Annotated in this window: 12 protein-coding genes and 1 tRNA gene; 3 read left to right on the top strand and 10 right to left on the bottom strand. The window is 67.5% G+C overall.

The window, feature by feature from the left end; genetic code table 11:
• Positions 1 to 64: 64 nt before the first annotated feature.
• The 10 genes from EDD92_RS24225 to dnaA all read right to left on the bottom strand — a co-directional run bounded on the left by EDD92_RS24225 (position 65) and on the right by dnaA (position 13,756).
• The gene (locus EDD92_RS24225) at positions 65 to 712 is read right to left on the bottom strand and encodes a YdcF family protein (protein ID WP_123966243.1); all 648 of its coding nucleotides are present in this window, start codon (positions 710 to 712) and stop codon (positions 65 to 67) included.
• A 259-nt stretch (positions 713 to 971) separates the two neighbouring features.
• Positions 972 to 1,048 (bottom strand) — tRNA-Ile (locus EDD92_RS24220).
• 136 nt (positions 1,049 to 1,184) lie between these two features.
• Entirely contained in the window at positions 1,185 to 1,988 is an 804-nt protein-coding gene (locus EDD92_RS24215; RefSeq protein WP_030938982.1) for a DUF3566 domain-containing protein, read from the bottom strand.
• Positions 1,989 to 2,006: 18 nt separating this feature from the next.
• A complete protein-coding gene (gene gyrA / locus EDD92_RS24210; RefSeq protein ID WP_123966242.1) occupies positions 2,007 to 4,601 on the bottom strand; it encodes a DNA gyrase subunit A in 2,595 nt (864 codons plus the stop codon).
• Between the two features lie 42 nt (positions 4,602 to 4,643).
• Positions 4,644 to 6,704: a DNA topoisomerase (ATP-hydrolyzing) subunit B gene (gene gyrB / locus EDD92_RS24205; RefSeq protein ID WP_185124112.1), complete on the bottom strand. Its 2,061-nt coding sequence runs from the start codon at positions 6,702 to 6,704 to the stop codon at positions 4,644 to 4,646.
• A 412-nt stretch (positions 6,705 to 7,116) separates the two neighbouring features.
• The gene (locus tag EDD92_RS24200; RefSeq protein WP_030938973.1) at positions 7,117 to 7,650 is read right to left on the bottom strand and encodes a DUF721 domain-containing protein; all 534 of its coding nucleotides are present in this window, start codon (positions 7,648 to 7,650) and stop codon (positions 7,117 to 7,119) included.
• A complete protein-coding gene (gene recF, locus EDD92_RS24195) occupies positions 7,647 to 8,768 on the bottom strand; it encodes a DNA replication/repair protein RecF (protein ID WP_123966241.1) in 1,122 nt (373 codons plus the stop codon). The genes EDD92_RS24200 and recF overlap by 4 nt, the downstream gene beginning before the upstream one ends.
• Before the next feature lie 49 nt (positions 8,769 to 8,817).
• On the bottom strand, positions 8,818 to 9,693 hold the full coding sequence (gene gnd, locus EDD92_RS24190) for a phosphogluconate dehydrogenase (NAD(+)-dependent, decarboxylating) (RefSeq protein ID WP_123966240.1): 876 nt from the start codon (positions 9,691 to 9,693) through the stop codon (positions 8,818 to 8,820).
• A gap of 140 nt (positions 9,694 to 9,833) precedes the next feature.
• On the bottom strand, positions 9,834 to 10,964 hold the full coding sequence (dnaN, locus tag EDD92_RS24185) for a DNA polymerase III subunit beta (protein ID WP_123966239.1): 1,131 nt from the start codon (positions 10,962 to 10,964) through the stop codon (positions 9,834 to 9,836).
• Positions 10,965 to 11,821: 857 nt separating this feature from the next.
• Positions 11,822 to 13,756 carry a chromosomal replication initiator protein DnaA gene (dnaA, locus tag EDD92_RS24175; RefSeq protein ID WP_123966237.1) on the bottom strand — a complete coding sequence of 645 codons (1,935 nt, stop codon included), beginning with the start codon at positions 13,754 to 13,756 and terminating at the stop codon, positions 11,822 to 11,824.
• Positions 13,757 to 14,131: 375 nt separating this feature from the next.
• Between dnaA and rpmH the strand changes: the two genes are divergently transcribed.
• Genes rpmH through yidD form a run of 3 tightly spaced genes read left to right on the top strand, consistent with a single transcriptional unit; the run spans position 14,132 to position 15,036 of the window.
• A complete protein-coding gene (rpmH, locus tag EDD92_RS24165) occupies positions 14,132 to 14,269 on the top strand; it encodes a 50S ribosomal protein L34 (RefSeq protein ID WP_005482975.1) in 138 nt (45 codons plus the stop codon).
• Positions 14,270 to 14,290: 21 nt separating this feature from the next.
• The gene (gene rnpA / locus EDD92_RS24160; protein ID WP_079078065.1) at positions 14,291 to 14,662 is read left to right on the top strand and encodes a ribonuclease P protein component; all 372 of its coding nucleotides are present in this window, start codon (positions 14,291 to 14,293) and stop codon (positions 14,660 to 14,662) included.
• Positions 14,659 to 15,036, top strand: coding sequence for a membrane protein insertion efficiency factor YidD (gene yidD, locus EDD92_RS24155; RefSeq protein WP_030938953.1), 378 nt, complete (start codon positions 14,659 to 14,661; stop codon positions 15,034 to 15,036). Before rnpA ends, yidD begins: the two co-directional genes overlap by 4 nt.
• Positions 15,037 to 15,039: the final 3 nt, after the last annotated feature.

Raw genomic sequence — 15,039 nt, 5'->3', positions numbered from 1 at the left:
GGAACCGGTTGGGGGTCTTCTTCGTGCTGCTGCTGTTCGCGCTTGTTGGTTTCAGCCACTGGTGTCAGCCGAGAAGTCGGCTGGTGAAACCCTCGTGGCACAGCCGCTCGTACGCCTCAAGCACGTCATCCGGCACGGGCTGGCTGATCATGTATCCCTGTTCCGGGTAGATCAGGAGTCGCTGAAGTGCCCCCACCAGCATGTCAATGACCAACCGAGCGTCCTGGATGGAGTCCGCGTACTCCTCAAGCGTCATCGGAGTGGACGCGCTGACGATCTCGACTTCGGGCCACAGTTTGCGGGCCGTGGCGTACGCGCGCCTCTCCTCGTACGGCTTGCTGATGAGGAGCACGGAGGAGACATCCACTCCGGCTTTCTCGAGCACGGCCCTGGAGAAGCGGATGTTCTCGCCGGTGTTGCGGGCGTGGGGCTCTACGAGCACAGCTGAGGCAGGCACACCGAGTTCGAGGGCTCGTTCGCGGTAGTGGACGGCTTCCCCACGGGGCATGCGTTCCCGCGTCGTCGGGCTGGTGGCTCCCGTGAACACAAGCAGGGGAGCCATGCCGCGCTTGTACAGGTCCACTGCCGTATCGGCCACACCGAGGTCGTGACTGCCCAGACCGATCGCAACTGAGCACGGCCGTAGGGTGTGGCCCGTCCGGTGGTAGTCCCACAGGCGTCGGGCGTCGGTCCAGGCCTGCGCCGAGATCATTACTGTCCCTTCTCGCCCTTCGCGGAGTCCGGGATCTTCAAGTCGCATTCCCAGGCGAAGCGCGAAGCCGCCTGCACACCACTTTTTGTGCGACCGACTGGCCCCGGCGTCGGGTCCACCAGCCGGCTCCCCGTGGTCGGCGACAGTGAGCGGGAAGCCGTCGGGATGCTCGCCGAGCCTCTGGAAGGTCCGCTCATCGACTGATGTCAACCGGAGATGTCAAAGACCCCCGATCCGAGTGGACCGGGGGTCTTTTGGCTGGTGGGGCTAACAGGATTTGAACCTGTGGCCTCATCCTTATCAGGGATGCGCTCTAACCAACTGAGCTATAGCCCCGCCGCGCTCTGCGGTGTGTGTCCCGCGCGCTGACCCCTGAAGATTAGCGCACGACGTGGGCAGTCCCAAAATCGGTTGTCTCAGGACCGGCGGCAGGACCGGCTGCAGAGGTTTGAAACGGGAGTCACGGTCAATGTCACTCGTCCTCGGCGAGGGTCAGCTCGATGCCGCCGACGAAGCCCGCGGAGAGGTTGTAGATGAACGCGCCGAGGGTCGCGAGAGCCGTCGCGAGGACGACGTCGATGACCGCGATGATCGACGTGAACATCAGGACGTGCGGGAGCGACAGGAACGACTGCAGATCGAAGCCGTTCGACTCGTTGGATCCGGTGGCTTCCGAGATCGTGCCGCCGACCGTCGAGAAGACGCCCATCGCGTCCATGACCATCCACAGCACCGCGGACGCGACGATCGTGCAGATGCCCAGCGCGATGGAGAGCAGGAAGCTCACCTTCATGACCGACCACGGGTCGGCCTTCGCCACGCGCAGCCGTGCCTTGCGAATACGGGGCGTGGTGCGCGCGCCGGTGCGCGGCCGCCGTACGGCACCGGTCGGTGACTGGGCGGGCGCCTGGGCCTGGTTCTGGTAGGCCTGTGGCGGGTGGTAGGGCCCGGCGGCCTGCTGCGGCTGCCGCTCACCGGGGAGCGGAGAGGCCGCCTGGGGCGGTGCGGGCTGGGCCGGAGGCTGCTGAGGCTGCGGCTGGGCTGCCGGAGCCGCTCCGGCCTTCTGCTGCTGCGTCTGCGGGCCTCGGGCTTCCGTCACAGTTCCCCCCTGGGATCCATGAGTCTCGGACGAGGGCGAGTCGGTCTCAGCTGCGTCGATCTTGCGCAGTTGGGTCGTGTGCGAATCCGTCGCACGCGCGGCGGAGCCACGGCCGCCTCCGTCCGATTCCGTACCCGTGGGGGTAGCGGCCGATCCGGCGCCCGTGGCTCCGCTCACGATGACTCTCTCCTCGTGCTACTCGGCCGAGGGCGCCTCACCCTCGTCCGTGCCGGTGGTCGCGGCACCTTCGGCGGTCTCGTCGACGGCCACATCGCCGTCGACCTCCTCCGCCTCGCGTCCCGCCTCGGCGTTACGAGCGATACCGACGACGGCATCGCGCTTGCCCAGGTTGATCAGTTGGACGCCCATGGTGTCACGGCCCGTCTCCCTGACCTCGTTGACTCGCGTACGAATCACACCGCCCGACAGCGTGATGGCGAGGATCTCGTCGGTCTCCTCGACCACCAGCGCGCCGACCAGCGAACCGCGGTCCTCCACGATCTTGGCAGCCTTGATACCGAGGCCACCGCGACCCTGGACGCGGTACTCGTCGACGGCAGTCCGCTTCGCGTACCCACCGTCCGTAGCAGTGAACACGAACGTACCGGGTCGAACAACATTCATCGACAGAAGTTCATCGCCCTCACGGAAACTCATGCCCTTGACACCGGAGGTGGCACGGCCCATGGGCCGCAGGCTCTCGTCCGTGGCAGTGAACCTGATCGACTGCGCCTTCTTGCTGATCAGAAGCAGATCGTCATCGGGCGAAACGAGTTCGGCTCCGATCAGTTCGTCGTCCGAACCGTCCTCCGTCTCCCGGAGGTTGATCGCGATCACACCGCCGGAGCGGGGTGAATCGTAATCCTTCAGCGGCGTCTTCTTGACCAGGCCGCCCTTGGTTGCGAGGACCAGGTACGGCGCCGCCTCGTAGTCGCGGATCGCGAGGATCTCAGCGATCGCCTCGTCCGGCTGGAAGGCGAGCAGGTTCGCGACGTGCTGGCCGCGCGCCTCACGGCCGGCGTCCGGAAGCTCGTAGGCCTTCGCACGGTAGACGCGGCCCTTGTTGGTGAAGAACAGCAGCCAGTGGTGCGTGGTCGACACGAAGAAGTGGTCGACGATGTCGTCCTGCTTCAGCTTCGTGCCGCGTACGCCCTTGCCGCCCCGCTTCTGCGAGCGGTAGTCCTCCGTCTTGGTGCGCTTGATGTAGCCGCCGCGCGTGATGGTGACGACGATGTCCTCTTCGGCGATCAGGTCCTCGATGGACATGTCACCGTCGAAGGGCACCAGCATCGTCTTGCGGTCGTCGCCGTACTTCTCGACGATCGCGGCGAGTTCCTCGCTGACGATGCCACGCTGGCGGACCGGGGAGGCGAGGATCTCGTTGTACTCGGTGATCTTCGCCTGGAGTTCGTCGTGCTCCTGGATGATCTTCCGGCGCTCCAGGGCGGCCAGTCGGCGCAGCTGCATCTCGAGGATGGCGTTCGCCTGGATCTCGTCGATCTCCAGGAGGTCCATCAGGCCCGCGCGCGCGATGTCGACGGTGTCGCTGCGCCGGATCAGCGCGATGACCTCGTCGATGGCGTCCAGGGCCTTCAGCAGACCGCGCAGGATGTGCGCCCGCTCCTCGGCCTTGCGCAGGCGGAAGCGCGTACGGCGGACGATGACCTCGATCTGGTGCGTCACCCAGTGACGGATGAACGCGTCCAGGGACAGCGTGCGCGGGACACCGTCGACCAGCGCCAGCATGTTGGCGCCGAAGTTCGACTGCAGGTCCGTGTGCTTGTAGAGGTTGTTCAGGACGACCTTGGCGACCGCGTCCCGCTTCAGCACGATGACCAGGCGCTGACCGGTGCGCGAGGACGTCTCGTCGCGGACGTCCGCGATGCCGCCGATCTTGCCGTCCTTCACCAGGTCGGCGATCTTCTGCGCGAGGTTGTCGGGGTTGGTCTGGTACGGCAGCTCCGTGACCACCAGGCACTGGCGGTTCTGGATCTCCTCGACCTCGACGACCGCGCGCATGGTGATGGAGCCACGGCCGGTGCGGTAGGCCTCCTCGATGCCCTTGCGGCCGACGACGAGCGCGCCGGTCGGGAAGTCGGGGCCCTTGATGCGCTCCATGAGCGCGTCCAGCAGCTCCTCGTGGGAGACCTCGGGGTTCTCCAGGTACCACTGGGCGCCCGCCGCGACCTCGCGCAGGTTGTGCGGCGGGATGTTGGTCGCCATGCCGACCGCGATGCCGGCCGAGCCGTTGATCAGCAGGTTCGGGAAGCGGGCCGGCAGGACGGTCGGCTCCTGGGAGCGGCCGTCGTAGTTGTCCGTGAAGTCGACGGTCTCCTCGTCGATGTCACGGACCATCTCCATCGACAGCGGCGCCATCTTGCACTCGGTGTAGCGCATGGCCGCCGCCGGGTCGTTGCCCGGAGAGCCGAAGTTGCCGTTGGAGTCCACCAGCGGCATCCGCATCGACCACGGCTGCGCGAGGCGGACCAGCGCGTCGTAGATCGAGGAGTCGCCGTGCGGGTGGTAGTTGCCCATGACGTCGCCGACGACGCGGGCGCACTTGTAGAAGCCGCGCTCGGGGCGGTATCCGCCGTCGTACATGGCGTACAGGACGCGGCGGTGGACGGGCTTGAGGCCGTCCCGGACGTCCGGCAGCGCTCGCGAGACGATGACGGACATCGCGTAGTCGAGGTACGAGCGCTGCATCTCCGTCTCGAGCCCCACGGGCTCGACACGCATCGCGAGTTCGCCGCCCTCTTCAGGGGTGACGGGAGTGTTCTCGTCGGCCATTGCTGGTGAAGATCCTTCCTGGTGCGGTCAGCTGAGACCGACTCAGATGTCGAGGAAGCGGACGTCCTTGGCGTTGCGCTGGATGAACTGGCGGCGCGCCTCGACGTCCTCGCCCATCAGGACCGAGAACAGGTCGTCGGCCTGGGCGGCGTCGTCCAGGGTGACCTGGCCGAGGACCCGGTGCTCCTGGTCCATCGTGGTCACGCGCAGCTCCTCGGCGTTCATCTCGCCGAGGCCCTTGAAGCGCTGGATCGAGTCCTCGCGGACGCGCTTGCCGCGCTGGCGGCCCATCTCGATCAGTGCGTCGCGCTCGCGGTCCGAGTAGGCGTACTCCACGTCGTCCCGGCCCCACTTGATCTTGTACAGCGGCGGACGGGACAGGTACACGTGCCCGGCCTCGACCAGCGGCCGCATGAAGCGGAACAGGAAGGTCAGCAGCAGGGTGCTGATGTGCTGGCCGTCGACGTCGGCGTCCGCCATCAGGATGATCTTGTGATAGCGGAGCTTCTCGATGTCGAAGTCCTCGTGCACGCCCGTGCCGAAGGCCGAGATCAGCGCCTGGATCTCCTGGTTCTGCAGGATCTTGTCGATCCGCGCCTTCTCGACGTTGAGGATCTTTCCTCGGATCGGGAGGATCGCCTGGTACTGCGGGTTGCGGCCGGACTTGGCCGAGCCGCCGGCGGAGTCACCCTCGACGATGAAGATCTCGCACTTGGTCGGGTCGTTCGACTGGCAGTCGGAGAGCTTGCCCGGCAGGGACGCCGACTCCAGCAGACCCTTGCGGCGGGTGAGGTCACGGGCCTTGCGGGCCGCCACGCGCGCGGTGGCCGCCTGGATGCCCTTGCGGATGATGTCCGCCGCCTCGTTCGGATTGCGGTCCAGCCAGTCGTTGAGGTGCTCGTAGACCGCCTTCTGGACGAAGGTCTTCGCCTCCGTGTTGCCCAGCTTGGTCTTGGTCTGGCCCTCGAACTGCGGCTCGCTCAGCTTCACCGAGATGATCGCGGTCAGACCCTCGCGGATGTCGTCACCCGTGAGGTTGTCGTCCTTCTCGCGCAGCAGCTTCTTGTCGCGCGCGTACTTGTTGATCAGGTTGGTGAGCGCCGCACGGAAGCCCTCTTCGTGCGTGCCGCCCTCGTGCGTGTGGATGATGTTGGCGAAGGAGTACACGCCCTCGCTGTAACCGCTGTTCCACTGCATGGCGACTTCGAGGGAGAGGCTCTTCTCCTTGTCCTCCGCCTCGAGGTCGATCACCGTCGGGTGCACCACGTCTCCCTTGCGGGAGTTGAGGTACTTCACGAAGTCGACGATGCCGCCCTCGTAGTGGTACGTGACGTGCTTGACCTCGGCGGTCTCGTCGGCGCCCGCCTCGTCCGCCCCGGAGGTGGCCTTCGCCGACTCGCGCTCATCAGTGAGTTTGATCGTCAAACCCTTGTTGAGGAACGCCATCTCCTGGAAGCGCCGCGAGAGCGTCTCGAAGGAGTAGTCGGTGGTCTCGAAGATGTCGGCGTCGGCCCAGAAGGTGACCGACGTGCCGGTCTCCTCGATGGCCTCGTGCTTGGCGAGCGGCGCCGTCGGGACGCCCATCTTGTAGTCCTGCGTCCAGCGATGGCCGTCGGTCCTGACCTCGACTGCGACCTTCGCGGACAGCGCGTTCACGACCGAGACGCCCACGCCGTGCAGACCACCGGAGACCGCGTAGCCGCCACCGCCGAACTTGCCGCCCGCGTGCAGCACGGTCAGCACGACCTCGAGCGCCGGCTTGCCCTCGGAGGGGACGATGCCCACCGGGATGCCACGGCCGTTGTCGACGACGCGTACGCCGCCGTCGGCGAGGATCGTCACGTCGATGGTGTCCGCGTGGCCGGCCAGTGCCTCGTCGACGGAGTTGTCGACGACCTCGTACACGAGGTGGTGCAGCCCTCGCTCACCGGTCGAGCCGATGTACATACCAGGGCGCTTGCGGACCGCGTCCAGGCCCTCGAGGACGGTGATGGCGCTGGCGTCGTACGAGGCGGTGACCTCGCCGTTCGACGAGGTCACCGCGCCGTTCTCGCCGGCGTCGGTGGACGGGATGTTCTCGTTGGGGTTGCCGGAATCGGCCACGAAGCGCCCTTTCTGGCACAGCACGAGCCAGGCTCTGGGGGGACCCCTCCGGGGGAGGGTTGCCGGAGCGGCTGCGGCATGTTGCGTTGGTAAGCCTTGTTCAGCGTTGCTCAGCTTTTCCCGGACGTCCCCACGACTGGGGCGGGATTGGCTTCCAGTCTACCGGTAGCGCCGACAGTGATGGGGGTTTGCCGGTACCTGAGTCCTCATGTGGCGCCCTGAACCGGCGTCTTCCGGGTCCCCATATACGGAGCAGGGCTCCAAGAGGCTCACAGCGGCACTCAGCGCTTCCGGCTGTCAACCCTTGGCTACTTGGGAGTCAGGTAGTGATTCGCAACCGTGTGCGGTGGTACGGCACCGAGGCCGCCGGGGCCACGACCGGACCCCCGACGGCCTGCAGATGTGAGGTCTGTCACCCATACGTGTCGCCGGGCCCTGTGCTGCCAGGGGCACGCAGGGGACCGTAGCGACGGGCGGGGCCACCGGGACCGTTCACCTTGATCATCTTCACCGCGCCGTGCCCGAGGTCCTCATTGAGACGGGCCACGAGGGTCGGGGCGAGCAGACGCAGATTCGTCGCCCAGGCCGTCGAGTCGCAGCGCACCACCAGGACGCGCTCGTCCTCGTCGTACTTCTCCGGCACACAGTGCTTGGCCACGTCCTCGCCCACGATCTGCGGCCAGCGGCCCATCACCCCGCCCACCGCCGCCGGGGTCTCCCAACCGCGTTCGGTGATGAGCCGGTTGATCGCAGCACCGAGCGCCATGGGGTCGCGCCCATCAGCGCGCGCGCCGGAGCGCAGACCACCGCGCCGCGCCTGCTTCTTCTGCTGCGCCGCGTCCCCACGCGCGCGTGCCTGTTCCTTCGCCGCCCTCAGCGCCACGCGCGCGAGGTCGACGCCGGACGGCTCGGGGGCCTTCTTGGGCGCGGGCTCTTCGTCCGTCATGCGCGCTCCACCGTCCCGTCCGCCACGGAGTACCGCGTCCCCGTCAGTACGTGCGGTACGTCGTCGTCGACCGCGGCCGTCACCAGCACCTGCTCACCGGGCGCGACCAGCTCCGCCAGGCGCTCGCGGCGACGGGTGTCCAGCTCGGCGAAGACATCGTCGAGGACGAGCACCGGCTCGTTGCCCTCGGCCCGCAGCAGGTCGTACGAGGCAAGGCGCAACGCCAGCGCATACGACCACGACTCGCCGTGGGAGGCGTACCCCTTGGCAGGCAGCTGACCGAGTTTGAGCAGCAGATCGTCCCGATGGGGTCCTACAAGGGTGACGCCCCGCTCGATCTCCTGCTTGCGCGCCTCGGCGAGCGCCCCCATCAGCTGCTCGTAGAGATCCTCGCGGGTATGGGCCTCACCGGGGGCGGACGGCTTGTACTCCAGGCCGACCGGGCCACCCCCCGGCGCCAACTGCTCGTACGCCTTGTCGGCCAGCGGCTGGATCGCGGCGACCAGATCCAGGCGCTGGGCGAGCAACTCGGCACCCGCGCGCGCGAGATGCTGGTCCCAGACATCGAGCGTGGACAGGTCCATGGAGCGGCCGCCGTGCCGACGCGCCAGCGCGGCCGACTTCAGGAGCGTGTTGCGCTGCTTCAGGACCCGCTCGTAGTCGGAGCGCACGCCGGCCATGCGCGGCGAACGGGCGGTGATCAGCTCGTCGAGGAAACGACGCCGCTCACCGGGGTCGCCCTTGACCAGGGAAAGATCCTCGGGCGCGAACAGGACGGTCCGTACGATGCCCAGCACGTCACGCGGCCTGACCTGCGAGGACCTGTTGATGCGGGCCCGGTTGGCCCTGCCGGGGTTCAGCTCCAGCTCGATCAGCTGCTGCCGCTCGCCCTGTTTGACCTGCGCCCGGATGACCGCGCGATCCGCACCCATACGCACCAGCGGGGCGTCGGAGGCCACCCGATGGCTGCCGAGAGTGGCCAGATAGCCGACAGCCTCCACCAGGTTCGTCTTGCCCTGCCCGTTCGGGCCGACGAAAGCGGTGACGCCCGGGTCCAGCGGAACCTCGACCCGGGCGTACGAGCGGAAGTCGGCCAGCGACAGGTGCGTGACGTGCATGGTCGGTCGCCGACCTCCCCCAGGTTGTGGGCTTCAACAGCCCTGTGGATTACTTCTTCTCGACCGCGTGGCCGCCGAACTGGTTCCGCAGCGCCGCGATCATCTTCATCTGCGGAGAGTCCTCCTGCCGCGACGCGAACCGCGCGAAGAGGGAGGCCGTGATCGCGGGCAGCGGCACGGCGTTGTCGATGGCGGCTTCCACAGTCCAGCGTCCCTCGCCGGAGTCCTGTGCAAAACCTTTCAGCCTGTCCAGGTGCTCGTCCTCGTCGAGGGCGTTCACCGCAAGGTCCAGCAGCCAGGAGCGGATGACCGTGCCCTCCTGCCAGGACCGGAAGACCTCGCGCACATCCGTGACCGAGTCGACCTTCTCCAGCAGTTCCCAGCCCTCGGCGTAGGCCTGCATCATCGCGTACTCGATGCCGTTGTGGACCATCTTCGCGAAGTGACCCGCACCCACCTTGCCGGCGTGCACCGAGCCGAACTTCCCCTCGGGCTTGAGGGCGTCGAAGACCGGCTGCACCTTGGCGACGTTCTCCGCGTCACCGCCGTACATCAGCGCATAGCCGTTCTCCAGGCCCCAGACGCCGCCGGAGACACCGCAGTCGACGAAGCCGATGCCCTTGGCCGCCAGCTCCTCGGCGTGCTTCTCGTCGTCCGTCCAGCGGGAGTTGCCGCCGTCCACCACGACGTCTCCCGGCTCCAGGAGCTCGGCCAGCTCGTCGATCGTCGACTGGGTGGGTGCACCGGCCGGGACCATCACCCAGACCACGCGGGGCCCGCTGAGCTTGCCCACAAGCTCTTCCAGGCTGTGGACATCGGCGAGGTCCGGGTTGCGGTCGAATCCGATGACGGTGTGACCTGCGCGGCGTATCCGCTCGCGCATGTTGCCGCCCATCTTGCCGAGGCCGACGAGACCGAGCTCCATCAGTTGTTCCTTAGGTTGCTGTGTGGCATGTGAGGCACTTTCGTACCTGCGTCCGAGCCTAAACCCGGACGCTCGCGCACACCTGTGGGCATACCCGCTCATACGTATGCCCCGACCTGCGGATTCTCTGAGGAGAGTGATCAGCCGCTGAGCCGCACAGGCATGATCAGGTACTTGTAGGCGTCGTCCGCCTCCGCATCCAGCGCCGGCTTTCCGCTGAGCAGCGCGGGCTTGGTGGACGTCGTGAACGACAGCTGCGCCACCGGGGAGTCGATGGCGCTCAGGCCGTCCAGCAGGAAGGTCGGGTTGAAGGCGATCGAGATGTCGTCGCCTTCCAGCTGCGCATCCACCCTTTCCACAGCCTGTGCATCGTCGCTGGAGCCGGCCTCCAGGATCAGCACGCCCTGCTCGAAGCTCAGCCGCACCGGGGTGTTGCGCTCGGCGACCAGGGCCACACGCTTGACGGCCTCCACGAAGGGGGCGGTCTCGATGACGGCGACGGTGTTGAACTCTGTCGGGAACAGCGTGCGGTACTTCGGGAGGTCGCCCTCGAGGAGGCGGGTGGTCGTGCGCCGTCCGGCGCCCTCGAAACCGATCAGCCCCTCGCCCGCGCCCGAGCCGGACAGCGCCAGGATCACGCTGTCGCCGCTCGTGAGGGCCTTGGCGGTGTCCAGGAGCGTCTTGGCGGGCACCAGGGCGACCGCGGAGGCCTCAGGGTTCTCCGGCTTCCACAGGAACTCACGGACCGCGAAGCGGTAGCGGTCGGTGGAGGCCAGGGTGACGGTGTCGCCCTCGATCTCGATGCGCACACCGGTGAGGACGGGCAGCGTGTCGTCACGGCCGGCCGCGATGGCCACCTGGGCGGCCGCGGAGGCGAAGACCTCACCGGGGACCGTGCCCGTGGCGTTCGGCATCTGCGGCAGCGCCGGGTACTCCTCCACAGGCAGGGTGTGGAGTGTGAATCGGGAGGAGCCACAGACCACCGTCGCCCGTACACCGTCTGTGGAAATCTCTACGGGCCGGTTGGGGAGGGCGCGGGAGATGTCGGCGAGCAGCCGGCCGGAGACGAGGACGGTGCCCTCCTCCTCGACCTCCGCCTCCACGGACACACGCGCGGAGACCTCGTAGTCGAAGCTGGAGAGGCTGAGAGCGCCGTCCTCGGCCTTCAGCAGGAGGCCGGCGAGGACCGGCGCCGGCGGACGGGCCGGGAGGCTGCGCGCCGCCCAGGCAACTGCCTCCGCGAGTACGTCGCGTTCCACCCGGATCTTCACTGTTGCCGCCTCCTGCTGTTGCCGGCGCTTCTCGCCCTGCCTGGCTTCGTCGTCTGTCTCGGTGTCGTCGGTCCCTGTGGTGGGAAGGACACCGGGGAACAGTCTGACGCACGGCACTGACAGTAGGTGCCTCTCGGGGTCAAGTCGTGACGGGGGGCAGCCGGGAGCCGGACAGCAAGTTGTGCACAGGACCCCCTTCGAAACGAACTTCTCGCTCTCTCTAGTCGGGAGTAGTAGTAGGGGCTGTGGAAACCGTGGATAACCCTGTTTTCCCAGCTCAGAGGCGAGATTTTGTCCACGGGCCCTGTGGGCGGAGCCGGTGGACAACTCAACACGTCTGTGGAGAACGGAAAGTTCTGCACACCCCGTGCACAGCCTGAGGTGAGTTCTCCCCAGCGCCGTCCCCAGCTTTTCCCCCGTTGCCCACAGCCCAACCCGGCACCTTTGTGTGACGCCTTTCACTCGACGCGGTGATCAGGCGCGTCACGTTGCCGAACAGTGGACAGCGATGTGGAGAAGTCGGGATTCGCTGGGGACAATCGGGCTCAGCCTGTGGGTTGTCGGTGGACAACTTCGTGCACAGCTTGTGGATCAGTTGTCCGTCCACAGTCTGTGGAGATCCTTCATCCACCAATCCACAGCCACTTGACCTGCTGGGATGGTTGTTCAACGGGGTGCCTGTGGATCGAGCTCTGGACAACTCCGCAGTCCCCAGGATGTGGACGGCAGAAAGTCTTCGAATCTGTGGAGAGTGGCCGTAACTCGGCAGGTAATCGAACAGCGGGCATCCCCGGCATGAAGAAGGGCGCCCCGGGAACTTGTCCCGGGGCGCCCTCGACGGCGTGCGTCTGTGGCTGTCAGCCGTTCTTGATGCGGTTCGTCAGCTCGGTCACCTGGTTGTAGATGGAGCGGCGCTCGGCCATCAGATTGCGGATCTTGCGGTCGGCGTGCATCACGGTGGTGTGGTCGCGGCCGCCGAACAGTGCGCCGATCTTCGGCAGGGAGAGATCCGTCAGCTCCCGGCACAGGTACATGGCGATCTGGCGGGCCGTCACCAGCGCGCGGCCGCGGGAGGTGCCGCACAGGTCCTCGACGGTGAGACCGAAGTAGTCGGCGGTCGCGCTCATGATGGCCGTGGAGGTGATCTCGGGGGCCGAGTCCTCGCCGCCGGGGATCAGGTCCTTGAGGACGATCTCCGTGAGGCCCAGGTCCACCGGCTGCCGGTTGAGCGAGGCGAACGCCGTCACGCGGATCAGCGCGCCCTCCAGCTCGCGGATGTTGCGCGAGATGCGGGAGGCGATGAACTCCAGTACCTCCGGCGGGGCGTTGAGCTGCTCCTGCACCGCCTTCTTCCGGAGGATCGCGATGCGGGTCTCCAGCTCGGGTGGCTGGACGTCGGTGATCAGGCCCCACTCGAAACGGTTCCGCAGCCGGTCCTCCAGCGTCACCAGCTGCTTGGGCGGCCGGTCGCTGGAGAGCACGATCTGCTTGTTGGCGTTGTGGAGCGTGTTGAAGGTGTGGAAGAACTCCTCCTGCGTCGACTCCTTGTCCGCGAGGAACTGGATGTCGTCGACGAGCAGGATGTCCATCTCGCGGTAGCGCTTGCGGAAGCTGTCGCCCTTGCCGTCGCGGATGGAGTTGATGAACTCGTTGGTGAACTCCTCCGAGCTCACATACCGCACGCGTGTGCCGGGGTAGAGGCTGCGTGCGTAGTGCCCGATGGCGTGCAGCAGGTGGGTCTTGCCGAGCCCTGACTCCCCGTAGATGAACAGGGGGTTGTACGCCTTTGCCGGTGCCTCGGCGACGGCGACCGCGGCGGCGTGTGCGAAGCGGTTGGAGGCGCCGATGACGAACGTGTCGAAGAGGTACTTCGGGTTCAGGCGCGCTGTGGGCTCACCGGGGCCGGTGGCCGGCGCGGGCTTCGCTGCCAGCGGGCCGGGGGCGCCGCTGGAGGCGGGCAGCGAGGAGCCGACCGGGCCGCCGCGGTGGACGTGCCCGGAGCCGGACGGCTGCTCGGGCAGTTCCCGGCGGGCGTCGCGCTGGTCGTAGTCCGGGCGGGGCTGGTCGTAGTCCGGGCGCGGCTTGTCGTAGTCGGAGCGCGGCTGGTCGTAGTCGGGTCGCTGCGCTTCGTACGGCGGGCGCTCCATCGACTGCGGACGGTAGTCCTGGGGGGGCGGGGCGTACGCGTCCTGTGCCGGGGGGCCGTACGAGTCCTGCGGCGGCGATGCGTACGGGTCCCGCTCGGGGAAGCCGAGGCGCTGCTGCTGCCAGCCGTAGTCGTCCTGTGACGGGCGCGGCCAGGCGCCGGGCTCGGGGCGCTGGTACTCCGAGGGGTAGGCCGGGCGCGCGGTGGGCAGCTGGTCGCCCGGGTCGCCGGCGTGCTGCTCGGGGCGGTTCGCCCGTCGGTCGTCGGCGCGGTGGCGGCCGTAGCCGTCGTACTGCCCGGAGGGAAGCTCGGGCTCCTCGTAGCGCGGCTGGGGGCGAGCCGGTGGCGTCGGCGGGGCGGGAGGTTCGCCCGCGGAGTCGTCGACGGTGATCGCGATGCGGATCGGGCGGCCGCACTCGCGGCTCAGGCTTTCGCTGACGATCGGGGCGAGGCGGCCTTCGAGCACGCCCTTCGCGAACTCGTTCGGTACGGCGAGCAGGGCGGTGTCGGCGACCAGCGCGAGTGGCTGGCAGCGCCGGATCCAGTGCTCGTCCTTTGTCTCTACGCCCTGCCCCCGGCCCTCGCCGAGAAGTTGCTCCAATACTCGTGGCCACACTGCGGCAAGATCGGCAGGTACGTCAGCCACAGGGCACGCTCTCTCACGGGGTCCCACGAACGTGTGATTGTGGGACGGGTCGGGATTCAAATGGGGTGGGGCAGGTACAAGGGAACGAATCGGAGTTCAGCCACGGTAGTCAGGGCGACGGGTGCGGTTCAAGTTGTTGTCCCCAGGCTGTGGATAGTGTCTCCCAGTGACCGCTGGTTTGACCGGATGGCGTAGCCCCGCGTACCGTAACCAGGTCGAGTTGTCGATGGCTGCTGCCGCCTGCCTCCGATGGGCACAGATCGCGTCAGGTGATCGGGAAGCGGTGCACTCGGGCGTAACTGCGAGCTACTCGTGGGCGCACGGTGACAGCCAGGACGGCACCCGCCACCACCGATTGATTTCTGGAGCCCCCGAGTGAGCAAGCGCACTTTCCAGCCGAACAACCGTCGTCGCGCCAAGACCCACGGCTTCCGCCTGCGGATGCGTACCCGTGCCGGCCGCGCGATTCTGGCGAACCGCCGCAGCAAGGGTCGCGCCAGCCTGTCCGCCTGATCCCGGTCAGGTCATGCCGTCGTGCTGCCCACCGAGAACCGGCTGAGGCGGCGCGAGGACTTCGCGACCGCGGTACGACGAGGGCGCCGGGCCGGACGCCCGTCCCTCGTCGTCCATCTTCGTAGCGGTGCCACGGACCCGCACGCGCCTGGGGAGAGCGCTCCCCCGACGCGTGCGGGTTTCGTCGTGAGCAAAGCCGTGGGCGGTGCGGTGGTACGCAACAAGGTCAAGCGCAGACTGCGCCACCTGATGCGCGACCGAGTCGCCCTGTTGCCCCCCGGTAGCCTGGTAGTCGTACGAGCGCTGCCCGGTGCGGGCGACGCCGACCATGCACAACTGGCCCGAGACCTGGATGCCGCCCTCGAGCGGCTGCTGGGAGGGGGCGCGCGATGAAGTACCCGCTGCTGGCTCTGATCAAGCTGTACCAGTGGACGATCAGTCCGCTGCTCGGGCCGGTGTGCAAGTACTACCCGTCGTGTTCCCACTACGGCTACACGGCCATCGACCGGCATGGTGCGATCAAGGGCACCGCGCTCACCGCGTGGCGCATCCTGCGGTGCAATCCGTGGTCGCTAGGGGGTGTGGACCATGTCCCGCCGCGCAAGCGTCCGCGGTGGCACGAAATGCTGCGTGGCGCCTGGCGTGCACGCAGTGGCGGGTCCTCCGCCGCCGAACCGGCCACCGAAGAGAATCCTGTTTCGAGCACCGAAGAGAATCCTCCTTCGAGCCCGGCCGCAGAGACCTCGTCCCATGCCCAAGGAGCATGATTA

Origin of the sequence: Streptomyces sp. TLI_185, from assembly GCF_003814765.1 — a bacterium.
GTDB lineage: Bacteria > Actinomycetota > Actinomycetes > Streptomycetales > Streptomycetaceae > Streptomyces.
Note: the sequence above shows the minus strand (reverse complement) of the source record. Positions and strands in the feature narration are given on the sequence as shown.

Coding starts and splice junctions, on each gene's coding strand:
- EDD92_RS24225 (WP_123966243.1), bottom strand. CDS start 712: ATGATCTCGGCGCAGGCCTGGACCGACGCCCGACGCCTGTGGGACTAC.
- gyrA (WP_123966242.1), bottom strand. CDS start 4,601: ATGGCCGACGAGAACACTCCCGTCACCCCTGAAGAGGGCGGCGAACTC.
- EDD92_RS24200 (WP_030938973.1), bottom strand. CDS start 7,650: ATGACGGACGAAGAGCCCGCGCCCAAGAAGGCCCCCGAGCCGTCCGGC.
- recF (WP_123966241.1), bottom strand. CDS start 8,768: ATGCACGTCACGCACCTGTCGCTGGCCGACTTCCGCTCGTACGCCCGG.
- gnd (WP_123966240.1), bottom strand. CDS start 9,693: ATGGAGCTCGGTCTCGTCGGCCTCGGCAAGATGGGCGGCAACATGCGC.
- yidD (WP_030938953.1), top strand. CDS start 14,659: ATGAAGTACCCGCTGCTGGCTCTGATCAAGCTGTACCAGTGGACGATC.